Consider the following 16079-nt stretch of genomic DNA (forward strand, 5'->3'; position numbering starts at 1 on the left):
CCCTATTCCATATTTTGAAAAAACTCTAAAAAAGGTACGCCATATTTGCGGAACTTCACTTCGCCGACGCCCTTTATTCTTAGCATATCCGTCTCTGAGGTCGGACAGACTACGCTCATTTCCCGTAGGGTCGCATCATTAAAGATAATGTAGGACGGTACCCGTTCCTTCTCTGCCAGATCGCGGCGGATCAAGCGCAATTGCTCGAATACCGTCTCGTTAACTGCTGATGGTCCATCGTCGTAATTGCGGCCTTTTCGCTTTGTACTGCTCGATCCCGTAGCCGCCGTCTGTGATGGCTCCGGTGCGCGCAGCATCACCTGCTGCTTGCTCTTCAGCACTTCAATCGCTAGCGGTGCCAGCTTCACAACGGGGTACTGGCCTTCGGACAGCGATAAATATCCCTCGGCGATCAATACGTTGATCAGCTCGGAAATCTCCTTCTCCGTCCGGCGTCGCATCATACCATAGGTGGATAGTTGCTCGAAGCCGTACTGGAGCACCTTCTTGTTCTGGGATCCCTTCAAGACAGAAGACACCAGTGCTACCCCAAATCTCTCCCTCATCCGGTGAATGCAAGAGAAGATAATCTGCGCATCCGTGGTGACATCCACCAGTTCGCGCTCATCCCGGCAATTACTACAAATGCCGCAGAGCGAATGATCATGCTCCTCGCCAAAGTAATCAAGCATCCCCCAACGCAGACATTTCGTTGAATAGCAATATTCAATCATTTGCTGCAGCTTGCGATACTCATTGTGCTTACGGACCTCATCCTGAGGATTCTGCTCGATCAGAAATTTCTGAGTCATAATATCCTGGGCACTGAATAATAGAATACATTCACTCGGTTCACCGTCCCGCCCGGCACGACCCGCTTCCTGTACGTAAGCTTCCATGTTCTTAGGCATGTTGTAGTGAATTACATAGCGGACATTGGATTTGTCGATCCCCATGCCAAAGGCGTTCGTCGCTACCATCACGCGAATATCATCATAAAGAAAAGCCTCCTGGTTCTCCTCCCGCTCCTGATCAGGAAGTCCAGCATGGTAGCGGCCTGTTGGAACTCCCGATTCTCGCAACCGCTCATACAGATCATCCACGTCCTTACGTGTCGCGGCATAGACGATCCCCGGTTGGCTGCCGTGAGTATGGGCGTAATTCAGCACGAATTCCCGCTTATTCTCACCGCGCAGCACCGACATGGCCAGATTGTCACGGCCAAGACCCGTTACGAATACCGAAGGATCTTTGAGCTTCAATAATCCGGTCATATCGTCCATGACCTCCGGCGTAGCCGTCGCCGTGAAGGCTGCGACGATCGGGCGGCGCGGAAGGTCTGCCACGAATGGCGTTATCGCCAGATAGCTCGTCCGGAAATCATGCCCCCACTGCGATACACAGTGCGCCTCATCGACCGCCAGCATCGAAATGGTGAGCTCCTTCATTTCCTCGCGGAACCAATCAAGCTCCAGCCGTTCGGGAGCAACATAGAGCAGTTTCAGCTCGCCACGCTTTGCAGCGCGAATCCGTTCATTAACTTCCTTGCCGGACAAGGTGCTATTTATATATGCAGCGGATACTCCTGCCGCAAGCAATGCATCCACCTGATCCTTCATTAATGAGATCAGCGGCGAGATGACTAACGTAAGCCCTGGCAACAAAAGTGCCGGAATCTGATAGCAGATCGATTTCCCGCCTCCGGTCGGCATTATACCAAGCGTATCCACCCCTGACAGCACGCTCGCTACGATCTTACGCTGGCCCTCACGAAAATCGGGATAGCCGTAATATTTTTGCAGCAGTTGCTTGGCCTCTTCCATACTATGAAGCTCTGTTCTCATATCATATCTCCTTATTGCCGTTCATGCCGCGCTAGGTAGCGTGGCCTAGTTTCTATAAATTAAGTTTACTGGGCTTTTAGAAAATGAGCAACCAAGCAATCCTCGCTTCAACCTTTCATCAGCGGCCCCGAATCTTATCAGAATACGGATTCCATAAATATTTTGACATTAACTATCAAAAGATATAATCTGTCATTAGATTCTCAATATCGAAAGGTGGTAACTGTCATGATTAATCAAAGAAATCGAAGATGGTGGGTGTTGGGTGCTCTCGCAGTGGGAATCCTTGCGGTCGGGCTCGATATGACAATTCTTAACCTCGCCCTGCCTGTTCTTGCTACCGATCTGCATGCAACGAATAGGGATCTGCAATGGTTCGCAGATGCGTATAACCTAATATTTGCTGCCATGCTTCTGCCAGCAGGTTTGTTAGGTGACCGATTGGGGAGAAAGAGACTGCTGATTATTGGCTTGCTGGTGTTTGGATTAGCTTCTGCTGGATGTGCTTACGCTAGTTCATCCTTGGAGTTGATCGTAGGACGTGCGCTTCTAGGCTTGGGTGCTTCATTATTGGTACCATTATCTATGTCGATCATACCTGTGTTGTTCTCTGAGGAGGAGCGTCCTAGAGCAATTGGCGTATGGATGATGGCGAATGCGCTTGGCATACCACTGGGGCCAATTGTGGGAGGCTGGTTGTTAAATAACTACTGGTGGGGCTCCGTATTCCTTATCAATATCCCATTAGTCATCATTGCCTTAATTGCCGTTTCAATCTTGTTGCCTGAATCACACCGCGAAGTAAATCCAAAAGTAGATACAATTGGGATCCTTGCTTCGAGTCTTGGTTTGGTCAGCTTGACATACGGAGTCATTGAACTTGGTGAAAAGGGATGGGAAAACATCGCAACATTATCTACAATCATTGGCGGGATATTGTGCTTAGTCGTTTTCATACTATGGGAAAAACGCAGCAAACAGCCACTTATTGATCCATCTTTATTTCAGTCATCTAAATTTACATGGGGTTCGATATTGGCTGCCGTCATATCCTTTATCATGTTTGGAGTATTGTTTGTAACACCGCAATATTTCCAAGCCGTTCAAGGTGTTAACGCATTAAATTCCGGATTACGCTTATTACCATTAGTTTTTGGCCTATTAATTGGAGCCCCCGTATCCGATAAACTACAATTCAAGCTGGGTAGCCGATCCACTATAGCTCTTGGTTTCTTAATACTGTCTGCCGGTCTTGTATTTGGGGCTAATACTGGCATAAATAGCGGGTACGGTTTTACCTTAATATGGGTTGCTATAGTTGGTTTAGGGATTGGATTGGCCTTACCCGCGGCAATGGACGTCGCAATGTCGCCATTATCAGCGGAACGCAGCGGCGTAGGCTCAGCATTAATTATGTCATTACGACAAGTAGGGGGAACGATGGGGATTGCTATTCTAGGGACAGTCCTTAGCACCAGCTATCGAAATAACCTTAAGTTGCACGGATTTCCGGAGGATGTTACAGAAATTGTGCAACGAAGCGTATCTGCTGGTACAGCCGTGGCCCAGAAAATCGGTTCGACAGCTCTATTGAATTCAGTACACGTTTCCTTCATTACTGGAATGGAAAAGATGCTGCAAATATGCGGGGGGCGTCAGTCCTTGGCTTATTGCTAACATTAATCTTTATCCAAAAGAAAACAGACTCCAGCAAAATGCTGAAGCATGAACAAAATTCGATTGGGGAATAAACAATTAAGGGGGAGTATCAACTATTGTCGGAACTTGCCTACCCTTCTGAAGACATGCTAAACTTATCGGTATGACATTGCTCGATTTTCATGTCCTTTGTTTGGCAGGACTATAATATAGAAGTTTTAGACGAAGTGGAGAAAGAGTTCGAGCAAAATACCTTTGGGGAGTGAACAGGGTGTCGGCGGATAACCATAAAACCATTGGGTTGCGAGAACGCAAAAAAGCGAAGACCATGGCCGCAGTTCAGATGCACGCGCTGCGTTTATTTAAAGAATTCGGTTACTACGAAACTACCGTAGAGCAGATTGCTGAGGCCGCGGAAATATCACCAAGTACTTTTTTTCGATACTTTGCAACTAAAGAAGATGTGGTTACTACTGATAATTACGATCCCCTTCTTATCTCAGCTTTTGAAGATCAGCCCACTGATCTTAACCCGCTTCAAGCTATACGTAATGCAATGAAATCTGCAATGGCTCAAATGTCTGACGATGAGTTTACGACAATGAATGAACGGAACCAACTTATCATGACTGTACCAGCACTCCGGGCAGCATCATTAAATAATATGGCCCAAACCATGGAAATGCTTGCTAAAATTATTGCAGAAAGAATGGATCATACGCAGGACGATTTGGCTATTCGAACGTTAGCCGGCGCCGTTATGGGAGTCAATATGTCAGTAATGCTTTATTATGCTGAACATCCTGAAGCAGATTTCGCAAAACTGCTGGATGAATCTCTAACCCTGCTGGAAAAAGGATTGCCACTATAAAATTATATAAATACAGGAATAAAGTCCAAACCTCGTTAATTGGGTTTGGGCTTTTTAATGTTCTTGATGTTGATTTACATGTGTAGTTTAAAATGACTGATTAGCGATTCATTGACCATGGACATGCTACACTGTATCATTTGCATTAAACAAACTGAAGCAGGATGGAGATATTAGATGAAAGGCAAACCTTATCATAAAGCAAATACAACCTCAAAACCGAATTCAAAAAGTGAGCCAAGGCAAAATACGAAGCAAAAGCGGCCTGCGCCAGACCGAGTCACCAACCGCGATTCAGCGGAAGAACTGAGTGCGGGAGACCGTATCGTCGTGACGATTAAACGCCTTGGGATTAATGGCGAAGGGGTCGGATATTACCGGCGGAAAGCGGTATTCATTAACGGGGCCTTGCCAGGAGAGGTCATCAAGGCAGAGGTCACTAAAGTGGAGCCGAGATTCATCGGAGCCGAGATCAAACACATTGAGAAGCGCTCAGCTTACCGCGTCGACGCCCCTTGTCCGGTATTTAACATCTGCGGCGGATGCCAGATTCAGCATTTATCCTATGAAGGGCAAATAGCCGCTAAGGAGGACATCGTTCGTGAAGCCTTCTCGCGCTATGCAGGACTTGAAAAAGTACGGATGAAGCCAATCCTTGGAATGGATCATCCCTGGGGATATCGTAACAAGGCACAGCTTCAGCTTGGAATGGGTCCAGATGGTATGATAGCCGGTCTATATGCGGCTGACTCTCATCAATTGATCGACATTACGGGCTGCCCAATTCAACATCCAAGGGTAAATGAAGCCGTCGATCAGGCCCGCAAGGTTCTGCAGCGGTTGCAAATTCCCGTTTATAAGGAGAAAAGCAATCAGGGGCTGGTTCGTACTATTGTGGTTCGCTTCGGTTTTCAGTCCGAGGAACTGCAAATTACACTCGTGACGAGCAGCGACAAGCTGCCAAAGCAAGAGCAATTAATCCAGGAATTGCGGCTTGCGATTCCTGGACTGTCTAGTATCGCGATGAACATTAATCCGAAGAATACCTCGCTTGTGTTCGGAAATCGAACTGTAAACCTGTGGGGTGAAGATAGCATTCAAGAATCGCTTGGCGATCTGGAGTTCACTCTGTCCCCTCGCGCCTTCTTCCAGCTGAACCCGCTGCAGACGGTGAAGCTGTATGAGACGGTACGCGCTGCCGCCGGGCTCACCGGCAAGGAGACGGTCGTCGATGCTTACTGCGGTACGGGCACCATCGGACTGTGGCTGGCTCCATACGCCCGCGAGGTGCGCGGAATCGAATCGATCCCGGAGGCGGTCGAAGATGCCAAGGCCAATGCACTTCGCAACGAGCGCTCTAATGCCGCGTTCTACGAAGGTTACGCCGAGGAGCTACTACCTCGCTGGGTGAAGAGTGGCTTCTCCCTGACGTAATCATCGCTGACCCACCGCGTACCGGCCTTGATTCCCGCTTCATCGAAGCGGTGCTGCGCACGAAGCCGAAGCGCTTCGTCTACGTCTCTTGCAACCCGTCTACCCTAGCCAAGGATTGCAAGGAACTCCTGGACGGCGGCTACTCGTTAGAGTGGGTACAACCGGTGGACATGTTCCCGCAGACGAGTCATACAGAAGTAATTGTCAAATTAGTTTATTCTTAAGTGAAGTTTGGAGGTTGGGGATATATGAAAATAAACGTATACACATTAAATTCTTTTGCTAAAACAAAAGAAGGGGGAAACCCAGCAGGCGTTGTTATGAATGCAGATTCATTATCTGAGGAAGAAATGAAAAAAATTGCTGCTGTTCTTGGATTCAGTGAAACTGCTTTTGTATTACAATCAAACGCGGCAGATTTTAAAGTGAGATTTTTTACACCAAATGAAGAAGTGGACTTATGTGGTCATGCTACGATTGCCACCTTCTATGCAATGTCAAGTCTAAATTTGTTAAAACAAGGTAAGTATGAGCAGGAAACCAGAGCAGGAATACTTGGCATTGAAATTCATAACGATAATTTTGTTATGATGGATCAATCTATTCCTATATTTTCGGAAGTTATAGATAAAGAGGAAGTAGCAGATTCCTTGAACATCAGTACTTCCCAAATTACAGAAGACTTGTTGGTTCAAGTTGTATCAACAGGGCTTCGGGATATTATGGTTCCTGTAAGAAGCATTGAGATTTTAGATGCGATCAGACCGGATATGAAAAAAGTAAAAGAAATCAGCCAGAAGTACAATGCTGTTGGATACCATGTTTTTTCTTTGAAATCATTACATGGTGCTAACGCCTATTGTAGAAACTTCGCTCCCTTATATGGTATCCCGGAGGAATCTGGCACAGGAACATCAAGCGGTGCACTTGGTTGTTATTTGTACCATTATGGAAAAATCAATGAGGAGCAAGCTTCACATATTATTTTTGAGCAAGGTTATTCTATGAAAAGGCCATCTGAAATCCGAGTGTCTTTAGCTATAAAGGAAAATAATATTTTTGAAGTCAAGGTCGGAGGGAAAGCCATGAATTTAACCTTAATGGAAGTCGAAATATAAAATAAGAGCAAAGCGCCTTTCCTCCAAGGCCCCGCCAGGCTCAAGCGGCATCTTATTTATACACTCAAGACATGTGGAGTGTACAGTGTTACTTAAATGGGCGGGGGATTGAATTCCCCACTTGATTTATGCCCCGAAGGAAGCGGGGCGGATGATATTGTAGTGAATCTAAAGCCTGATGCACTCCTATGTGAATCAGGATTTAATTATTGGCTCTTTTCTTAAAGATTGTTGCTACTCATTTATTTAAAAAGTTGTTATAATTATTAAATCAGTGTGTAGAGATATTGGTGTTAGTTTTACTAACCACCAAAAATATATGTCGCATGATACGTCTACCATCTGAAATTTTTATTTCGGAGGGTAATTCATGCATAAAGAAGAAAGACTGCCTCAAAACGCAAAAGAGGGCCTATTGTTTTCATTAATTGTTTCCATTATTTCAGTAAACACGATCGCCCCGACTATTATGGGGTTAGAACGTGGCTTCAGTAAAATCAATTATTTGGAAACGCTAAAGATTATTCCGTTTATGTGGATTATCGTTATTTTGTTAGTCCGATTGGTTGCGGCACCGGTAGTTGGTAAAGTGATGCCAAAATTCGTAGGACAAACAGATGGATTTAATGCCAGAGTTTTATTGAATACTTTATTGAACGTTACGGTCTTATCTATTCTTCTAACAATTATAGGAACTTGGGTTGGTACGAAACATATAAGCCTTGAACCTTTTCAGAACTTCTTTCACATTTGGTTTAGAAATTTTGGCGTAGCATTATGGATTGAGCTATTGGTTGCTCAGCCAGTAGCAAGATTTGCAATGAAAAAATTACACGCAAGACAGGCTAACAGAGTAAAGAGTGTAAATCCATAATACCTACAACAGAACCCACCAATTAACGGTGGGTTCTGTTGTATTAATCTGTCGGCTTGTTTTTATTCAGGCATCTCTTCAAACTTTTTAACCATCTTGAAATTAATGAGCAAAACTCCCCTGCGTTCTACGGTTTGAGATTGAATCGTTTGGTATCCATGACGTTCAAAAAAGGTCTAGCGGTAATACTTGCATTTGTACTAATTTCATCAAGTTTAAGACTCTTTGCCTCTCTTTCAAGTACTTGTACTAAAGCTGAAGCAGCCCCTCGTCCCTGAAAGTCTTTATGAATATAAAGTCTGTCTAAGTAGCCTGTGACAGTCATGTCGCAGAAACCGATGATTTTACCATCAGATTCTGCGACATACGTTATGTTATTGCTTAAGGACTCCTCCCAGTTTGCAATTTCCGCTTCTTTTCATCCTTTGGTGCCCAAGCTTCAAGTTGCTCTTGAGAGTAATCCTTTGCATTTACTGTATGAACTGTTTCATAGAAAAGGTTAACAATCTGAGATGTGTCAGAGTTTTTGAACTCTCGTATTTCCATGACCTCTCCCCCTCCTTAACTCACAATTTATTTGTATATAATAACTCAATTTATTGAAAAATGGGTTATGGGAAATTGTTGGTGGTGAAAAAGGAAAAGCTGGATTTATAAAAGCTATGGTATGGCATTTTCAAGAATATGATAAATACCCCTTCTTATACAATTCGGCTACTCCTGACTTCTTGGCTTTTATGAATAAGCTGCCTACAGACCGTATAGAAAAACTTAAATTTTATAGTGTATCTTTCTTCTACGATACTATTGAGCTTGCTGACCTTACTCTTAAAGTTGATAAAGAGAAAGCTTACGCTGTAATAAGCACCTTGTTATTAACAGTGACTTTAAAAGAAAGATATGACCGTATTAAAGTATTTGAATTTCTCTTAAATAGTGTCATTGAGGAACTGTTTGAATAAAGACTAGGAGGTTTAGTAAAAATGATAAGTGAAATATTTGGAAATATAATCGACTATTTAAAAAGTACCGCGCCAATAGCTATAATTTCGGACACGATAATTTGTGTAATATTGCTTATTGTAGGACTGTTATTATTATCGAAAAAACAGCAACAAACTAGAGTTAAGAAAATTGGTGGGTGGGTTTGTGTGTCCTTTTCCACTTTAGCATGTCTAGGGGCTATATCTAATTGGATTTTCTCGTATTTAGTATTCTAAGGTGGTGAATATCTATTAATATTCCAAGACCAAGTACGTGCGCAATAAAAATCAGTGCATTTACGAATGGATTAGTAGGCATAGGTTTTACGATATTCGGGGTTTTATCACCCCATAAATGGACATTATTATTAGGAGTTTTAGGTCTTATAAGCTGTTTAATAATGATTCGTCATACATACTTGAAAACTTCCCTCTATTCTGTCCGAAGTGCAAACAAGAAACAAGAAAATAAGGAGTGATTTTATTGGACTGTTGTTCTCATACGCCATCCACTCAGGGTTCATCAACTTTGATCTGCCCTGTCTGTGAGCAAAAAGGCAAAAGCGTTAAACTCATTACGCTCAAGGCATTACTTAAACCATCAGCATTAGAAACAATCAATCCAGAATCGCCATACACATTTTGCTCTAATCCATCATGTAAGATTGTTTACTTTAGTGATAGGCAAACTTATAGTAAAGATGCTCTCAAAGTATCGGTATTTCAGAAAGATAAGGAGCTTAACGTTCCTGTTTGTTACTGTTTTGGTTGGACAAGGGAACGCCTAATACAAGCCATTGAAGAAAATCAGCGCCCCAGTGATCATATTCGTGAGCAAATGCAAGCCAATCGTTGTGGTTGTGAGATTAATAACCCACAAGGGGCTTGTTGTTTGGGGAATGTCACCACATTCGTTCGGGGTATTGATTAGAGTTTACATAGATAAATCATCTCTAACGAAACTACTTGTGGTTAGTAGATAGCGAAATGTGTTTACTTCTTTGCCGATAGAAATAAGGATAAGGGGATTCTCAATCTGCGTTCATAAGTCTCTTCATTTATCATAACGGTGCGGATTGTTACTATGCTGGCAGAGGGTTCCGTGGCTCGCTAAGGGTGTAAACTTGTTTTTAATTGGAGGATCTATTATATGGAGTTAAGACACATAACAGATAATGTATTTTATACTATGTTCAGCAAAGAGTCTGACAGGCCCGTACTTGGCTATATAAATGGGCAAAAGCGTTCCTTGATGGTAGACTCAGGCAATTCTAAGAATCATGTAGAATGGTTCAATGAAGCTGCACGAAATGAGGGTTTAAGAACACCGGAAATTATTGCGATTACGCATTGGCACTGGGATCATACTTTTGGGATGCATGCGGTGAAGGGGACTACCATTGCCCACCAAACAACGAATGATAAATTAGCGGAAATCGCAAATTGGAAATGGACAGATTCTGAAATGAAAAAGAGATTAGACGCAGGGATTGAGATTGAATTTGCGGATACCTGTATTCGGAATGAGTATCCCATGTTATCGGAAATACGTGTGGTGACTTCCGATATCTCTTTCGACGGTTATATGGAAATCGATCTAGGTGGTATTACTGCAGAATTGCATCATGTACCCTCACCGCATAGTGACGATTCTGTTTGCATCTTTATACCTCAAGAACGAGTGTTATTTATAGGCGATGCGGTTGGAGTGGATTATTATAATAATTGCTACTTAGATAAAGATAAATTACGATCTTTAATTACAGCGATTGAAGGATTTGATTTTGATACTTGTGTAGTAGGACATGCTGAACCTGTAAGTAAACAAAGCATTGTTAATATCATGAACTCTCTTATGGAACGTTAAAAGCTGCATTTTTCATCGCTGTATTCCCATCAATAGCGGATATAAGTAAAGAGGGGCGAAGTCCCCTCTTTTGTTTTGTCTAATTCAGTTTTATAAAGTGCCTTATTTCTTCATGATCCGCGCTGAACCCAACCGATTCATATAGAGACAAGGCAGATTTATTTGTAGTTAATACCATGAGATTAGCACATTGTAGCTGATTCGCTTTGAAATATTTCAAAGCTTGCGTAAGCAAATACTTGGCAAAGCCGTGCTTTCTCCATGGTTCGCGGACAAAAACGTCCTCTATTTCACCATGCTCAGCTTCTTGCCATGCCATCAGACCGCCAACAATAGTGTCTGTTTGACGTATGACCATGGATGTCCATAGTTTGTTATTCTTGTATTCAGATAACCTATTAAGACCAAGCGGAGTATCAGGCCAAATTTCAGCTTCAATATCAAGGTAATTTTTTTCCTCGTCAGGGGTCTCCATCTTCCAGTATGAGAATTGAACCCCCTCTTGTAGCTTTAACTCAGGAATCGGTTCATTCAAATCTCGTTGCATACGGTACAAACTATTCAGATGAAGGTAGCCTTTTTGAATAAAAAACTGATTGTTTGCTGTTTCTGTTGAATCATTACCAACACAAAGTATTGATCCATATTCTTTAGGCAGAGTTTCCTTTAATTGATTTGCTCTATCGAAAAGATACTGATAGACGTTGTCGAGCAAAGAAATGTCATTTTCTCTCTCGGGAACGGTTTTAAGATTGATATATATAGAGTGATTGTTCTCTTTTGAACGACCGGGAGGTACAACGTTAATGATGCTAACTTGCCCCTTAGCGACCATCTTTCCAGCTTCAAATGCGCAATAAACGTTACTCCAGTTATCCTCGTCCCCAACCCACCAAAATACTGCATTATCGTTTGCTGTTACTGATTGGTACAACTCGCCAAGCAATGGCATGTCTTCATGCTGGAAATTACGTATGAAAATTTCTGTTGATGATTGGCTCAAAATAATACCCCTTTCAGATATAAGGGATTTCGCAGTTTAGAGGGCTAGCTATACGAGTTCCCCTTCATAAATTTGCCCTTTGCTAACAATTGTTTACTCACAACAAACGCCTCCTTTAACTTTATTACGATTGACGTTAACATACCTTGTCACTTGCATCAAAATAATTTACAACTATAATTATTTTCTCCAATGGCTTACATATATTTATTCATTTACACCAGCTTGAATTAATAATGACTATCACCATATCAGTGTCCCAAACTCTAACAGCGATCATTAGTTATTATTGTCAATATTTCCCGCATCATGTACATTGGTAGAGCAGATACACATATTTAAAATCAATAAAAGGTGGGCAAATTCAATGACTGAAGAGCAAGTAGTTATTGGTGCTGAAACAAAGTTCCCTCTTAATGGAATATTGACACTTCCTAAAGAAAATGACCGATTGCTTCCTGCTGTCGTCCTGGTTCACGGCTCTGGTCCTAATAATATGGATGAAAAAATTGGAAATAATTATCCATTTAAAGACCTCGCTGAGGGCTTGTCCGAACAAAGAATTGCCGTGTTACGCTATGACAAGAGAACATTCGTGTATAGCAAAGAAATGGGTGAACATCCAGCTAGCAGTTTTCTCAAGACTTTGAATAAACCCGTATTCATTTTGCAAGGAGATAAGGACTTCCAAGTATCAATAGAGAAGGATTTTAATAGTTACAGAAGTCTATTGAACGATATGACCCATATAACATTTAAGAGATATGAGAACTTAAATCACTTGTTTATGCCTTCCGTTTATGGAGAGAAACTGAAAGCCAAAAAAGAGTATAAGGTTGCACAACTTGTTGATAAACAAGTTATAGATGACGTTGCAAACTGGATTCTTTCAATATAGAAAATACCAATAGAAGGGATACTCTTAATGGATACATTATTCAGTCAATTCATCGACGGGATTGCGATGCAAATTGTATGGGCAACCGTTGGTGCTGTGATCGGAATCATTATCGGTACATTTCTGCCTTACATCGCAAGATCGTTGAAGAATTATTACAAGCGAAGAAAGGTGAAACAGCGGATCGAACGACAATTTAATCTGGATCAGCTAAACATTGTGACACTCGCCAGCGGCGTTCCGGATATAGAATATCGAAACATTAAGATTAAGCTGACAGATAAGCGACTGATTGTACCGTTTCCCGCAGAACTTCGAGCGATGTTGGATCCGGATGTAGATGCAACTTTTGGCAAAGCCTGCTCTTTTGACGGAGGAAGCAGTTATGAAGATATAGCAGCAAAGACAGGAATCAAGGAGTTGCCCGAACTGATTGGTAGACACAGTCGAATCGTTGCCCAGCATTTTATTCACCAAACAGAAGGTTGCTACTTCAATGGCACCAAATATGGTGTGTATCAGCTTGACACGCATAATCGAATTGGGATTGTTGAATCACCTGAAATCAAAATGCAGATGTTTCTTACCGACTACTTTACACACAAAGTGTTCCGCTCCATTTATGAGGAGCTGAGAGCAGAGCAGCACGCCATAAGCATGGTTACCTATGAGAATTTGAATCAATACAATTGCTTTACGACTTCATTTGGTTTAAATGTTTTCTTATTCGTTGATTCCGTTCATGGGGAGTCGATTGTGTTTAGTAAGAGGTCTGTATTTGCCACTGGTTCAAAGAATAAGCATAAATATAATGTCACCGTTATGGAAGGCATGTCGCAGACGGACTATGATGAATACGATAAAGCTATTCGAGTTGATCTTTGTTTGGACCGAGGCCTCAATGAGGAGATTGGCTTGCCTCTCGCTTATCGAGATTTATATGACACAAAGATTCATTACTATGATCTGTTCTTGGAGAGAAACAACTTTGAACTTGGTATGACAGCGTCCGTCCATTTGGATACGATTTATGAGGACACGATTAAGGATTTGCCTGCCCAGGACAAGGGACTTGAAATTGCCGAAATGCAGGTCGTCCCCTTTAAACGAAAGGCACTGGAGAAGTTTGTTCAGGAGTCGTCCTTTATTCCACAAGGGCTCTATGCATTGAAGATGATTTGCATGCGTGCAGGAATCAATATTCAAGTTTCGCAGATCAAATAGATTACATACGGAGATACATACGGAGATACATACGAAACTACATAGGAAGTGTTCTCTATGAATATCAAATTACAGTCTGATTGTGAACAATGCTTTGGATTATGTTGCGTGGCATTACCGTATGCGAAATCAGCAGATTTTGCATTTAGCAAAGCAGATGGGGTCCCTTGCCGTAACTTGGGTCCAGATCATCGCTGCAGCATTCACAAGCATTTAAGAGAAAAAGGATTTCGTGGATGCGTCACCTATGAATGCTTCGGTGCTGGACAACATGTCTCACAGGAAATTTTCAAAGGAAGGGACTGGAAGGTTAATCCCGAGCTGTCTAAGGAAATGTATGGCGTATTTCCTGTTGTTCAACAATTGCATGAAATGCTCTACTATTTAGATCAAGCGTTAGATTTGGAAGAGACACGCCACATTAAGACTGAGCTGCAACGTATTTATGACATGACGCTATCTTTAGCGAAGCTTGATACCGAGGATATTCTACTACTAGATGTACCTGCTCATAGAGAAATGGTTAATCCCCTGTTGCTAAAAACAAGTGAACTCGTTCGAAAAGAATTTGCCCAGCGTGGCAAGACAAGCATGCTACACCTGGATCTCATAGGAGCAAATCTACAAAGCGCTAACCTCCAAGGGATGAATCTGAGAGGCGTGTTATTGATTGCATCGAATTTAAAGAACGCTGATCTAAGAAAAGCGGATTTTATAGGTGCCGACTTACGAGATGCTGACTTATCGGATGCAGACCTTACTGATTGTATTTTTCTGACCCAGGCTCAAGTGAACTCGGCGAAAGGCAATAAAGATACCCGGTTACCTCGTTACTTGAAGGCTCCAGATCATTGGATAACGTAGTTTTTTATTACCGAGACACCGGAGGTGAACACGTTGAACCATGATTATGTAGATAGAATGAACAAGGTTGTTCAGTACATCAAGGATCATAGCGACCGCAAACTTACTCTAGATGAACTGGCCGAATACGCCAATTTCTCGAAATATCATTTCAGTAGGATCTTCACTTCGATGATGGGCAAGACTCCTATTGCTTATGTGAACGAGGTACGTCTGCTTAAATCGATCCATTACCTAACAAGCACAACCGCGAGCATTACGGATATAGCGCAGCTCTGTGGATTCGAATCGATCACTACTTTTAACTCCGCCTTTAAGAGATATTATAACAAGACCCCAAGCGAGGTCAGAGCAGACTGCAAACATCGCAATTTCTTGCAAGAATACAGCAATATTCCGGCAGAGCTTCCAGCTCCCCTTAGTTACTATAAAAGTAACGAAAATAGCTTTTTAAGGAGGATCTGGAGTATGAATATATCAGTGAAAGAACTACCGGAATACGAGGTTGCCTATGTAAGGCATGTTGGCAGCTATCTGGACACCCATTATGCATGGGCAAAAATCGGGACTTGGGCAAGTGAACATGGTCTTTCCCCTGCCTATCAATATTTTATTGGAATTTCTCTGGATGACCCCGGTGCTGTAGGCGAATTCGCCTGCCGCTATGATGCATGTATTACATTGCCCGACAATTTCGAGAAGCAAGCGCACAATGGCATTAGCTTCAAGAGGCTGCCCGGCGGACTGAATGCCTTGTTTCAATTCTATGATACAGTCGATAAGCTCGGTATAACCTACCAGAGTGTATTTGGGAAATGGCTACCAAATAGCGAATATGAGCCCGACGAGAGGCCGTGTCTAGAGTTCTGCATGAATGACCCTGCAACCGATCCGGAAGGAAAGTGCAAAGTCGATTTATATATCCCGATAAAAAAGAGGGCGACCCCTATCACTTAGAAAGGAACCGCCATTCTTAACCTCGATATGAATGAAATTAACGCTAGTATGTATCATAAACGTTTAGGATCTGCAGCCCAGCGGTAGATGCTAAGCGTTTTTTTAATCCTCATCCGACCAGCGGTCGAGCTTCTTGCCAATCTTCCTCGCCCTCTCAATAATACCACTCACGAAGCCCAATCCATGACCGATGACGCTCGCTCCTATAATCACACCAAATCGTTCAACGGTTTGATCACTCACACTTAATTTGATACCAATAAAAAAGAGTGCCCCAAAAACGATAAACAAGGTGCAAAAGCTAAGTGTCGGAGAATTCATGGACAGATTAGCATACACAAAAAATGCAATGATTGCAATTACATAGAAAATTACCGGTATGTCCGACATAATCTCCTCCATAATGATAAATATAAAATTAGCAAAGTTGTTTCAAATTATTAATTGATCCTAAATTCGTAGCCTATGTACCGATATGTAACC

15 protein-coding genes and 3 pseudogenes are annotated in these 16079 nt (G+C 42.4%); 14 read left to right on the forward strand and 4 right to left on the reverse strand.

Annotated features, from left to right (window positions below; genetic code table 11):
• Positions 1–2: 2 nt before the first annotated feature.
• Complete coding sequence (gene recQ, locus RE628_RS21150) at positions 3–1844, reverse strand: DNA helicase RecQ (RefSeq protein ID WP_309154885.1); 1842 nt, start codon at positions 1842–1844, stop codon at positions 3–5.
• Between the two features lie 228 nt (positions 1845–2072).
• Between recQ and RE628_RS21155 the strand changes: the two genes are divergently transcribed.
• The 5 genes and pseudogenes from RE628_RS21155 to RE628_RS21175 all read left to right on the forward strand — a co-directional run bounded on the left by RE628_RS21155 (position 2073) and on the right by RE628_RS21175 (position 7800).
• Positions 2073–3521 carry an MFS transporter gene (locus RE628_RS21155; protein ID WP_309154888.1) on the forward strand — a complete coding sequence of 483 codons (1449 nt, stop codon included), beginning with the start codon at positions 2073–2075 and terminating at the stop codon, positions 3519–3521.
• Positions 3522–3774: 253 nt separating this feature from the next.
• Positions 3775–4374 carry an acyl-CoA-like ligand-binding transcription factor gene (locus RE628_RS21160; protein WP_309154889.1) on the forward strand — a complete coding sequence of 200 codons (600 nt, stop codon included), beginning with the start codon at positions 3775–3777 and terminating at the stop codon, positions 4372–4374.
• A gap of 177 nt (positions 4375–4551) precedes the next feature.
• Positions 4552–6032, forward strand: a pseudogene (rlmD, locus tag RE628_RS21165) (23S rRNA (uracil(1939)-C(5))-methyltransferase RlmD).
• A gap of 24 nt (positions 6033–6056) precedes the next feature.
• A complete protein-coding gene (locus tag RE628_RS21170; protein WP_309154890.1) occupies positions 6057–6926 on the forward strand; it encodes a PhzF family phenazine biosynthesis protein in 870 nt (289 codons plus the stop codon).
• A gap of 370 nt (positions 6927–7296) precedes the next feature.
• Positions 7297–7800: a DUF2798 domain-containing protein gene (locus RE628_RS21175; protein ID WP_309154892.1), complete on the forward strand. Its 504-nt coding sequence runs from the start codon at positions 7297–7299 to the stop codon at positions 7798–7800.
• A gap of 62 nt (positions 7801–7862) precedes the next feature.
• Here the strand turns inward: RE628_RS21175 and RE628_RS21180 are convergent.
• A pseudogene (locus tag RE628_RS21180) lies at positions 7863–8346 on the reverse strand (GNAT family N-acetyltransferase).
• Between the two features lie 53 nt (positions 8347–8399).
• Between RE628_RS21180 and RE628_RS21185 the strand changes: the two are divergent.
• From RE628_RS21185 to RE628_RS21195, 5 genes and pseudogenes are all read left to right on the forward strand, one after another.
• The gene (locus tag RE628_RS21185; RefSeq protein WP_309154893.1) at positions 8400–8762 is read left to right on the forward strand and encodes a hypothetical protein; all 363 of its coding nucleotides are present in this window, start codon (positions 8400–8402) and stop codon (positions 8760–8762) included.
• 376 nt (positions 8763–9138) lie between these two features.
• Positions 9139–9255: a cysteine-rich KTR domain-containing protein gene (locus RE628_RS29765; protein WP_375142955.1), complete on the forward strand. Its 117-nt coding sequence runs from the start codon at positions 9139–9141 to the stop codon at positions 9253–9255.
• A gap of 12 nt (positions 9256–9267) precedes the next feature.
• Complete coding sequence (locus tag RE628_RS21190) at positions 9268–9714, forward strand: putative iron-sulfur cluster-binding metallochaperone (RefSeq protein WP_309154894.1); 447 nt, start codon at positions 9268–9270, stop codon at positions 9712–9714.
• A 110-nt stretch (positions 9715–9824) separates the two neighbouring features.
• Positions 9825–9905, forward strand: a pseudogene (locus tag RE628_RS29770) (DUF4256 domain-containing protein); the annotation flags it as partial.
• A 28-nt stretch (positions 9906–9933) separates the two neighbouring features.
• Entirely contained in the window at positions 9934–10650 is a 717-nt protein-coding gene (locus RE628_RS21195) for an MBL fold metallo-hydrolase (protein WP_309154895.1), read from the forward strand.
• A 79-nt stretch (positions 10651–10729) separates the two neighbouring features.
• On the opposite strand, the gene RE628_RS21200 is transcribed toward RE628_RS21195, so the two are convergent.
• Positions 10730–11653, reverse strand: a complete 924-nt coding sequence (locus RE628_RS21200) for a GNAT family N-acetyltransferase (protein ID WP_309154896.1) — start codon at positions 11651–11653, stop codon at positions 10730–10732.
• A 367-nt stretch (positions 11654–12020) separates the two neighbouring features.
• Between RE628_RS21200 and RE628_RS21205 the strand changes: the two genes are divergently transcribed.
• Genes RE628_RS21205 through RE628_RS21220 form a run of 4 tightly spaced genes read left to right on the forward strand, consistent with a single transcriptional unit; the run spans position 12021 to position 15596 of the window.
• Entirely contained in the window at positions 12021–12551 is a 531-nt protein-coding gene (locus RE628_RS21205; RefSeq protein WP_309154897.1) for an alpha/beta fold hydrolase, read from the forward strand.
• Positions 12552–12578: 27 nt separating this feature from the next.
• Positions 12579–13775, forward strand: a complete 1197-nt coding sequence (locus tag RE628_RS21210) for a hypothetical protein (protein ID WP_309154898.1) — start codon at positions 12579–12581, stop codon at positions 13773–13775.
• Between the two features lie 57 nt (positions 13776–13832).
• Entirely contained in the window at positions 13833–14639 is an 807-nt protein-coding gene (locus tag RE628_RS21215; RefSeq protein WP_309154899.1) for a pentapeptide repeat-containing protein, read from the forward strand.
• A gap of 33 nt (positions 14640–14672) precedes the next feature.
• Entirely contained in the window at positions 14673–15596 is a 924-nt protein-coding gene (locus RE628_RS21220; protein WP_309154900.1) for an AraC family transcriptional regulator, read from the forward strand.
• 102 nt (positions 15597–15698) lie between these two features.
• Here RE628_RS21220 and RE628_RS21225 read toward each other — a convergent pair whose 3' ends face one another.
• Positions 15699–15986: a hypothetical protein gene (locus RE628_RS21225; RefSeq protein WP_309154901.1), complete on the reverse strand. Its 288-nt coding sequence runs from the start codon at positions 15984–15986 to the stop codon at positions 15699–15701.
• Positions 15987–16079 lie beyond the last annotated feature (93 nt).

It is taken from the genome of Paenibacillus sp. D2_2 (genome assembly GCF_031199965.1).
In the GTDB taxonomy this organism is placed as follows: Bacteria; Bacillota; Bacilli; order Paenibacillales; family Paenibacillaceae; genus Fontibacillus.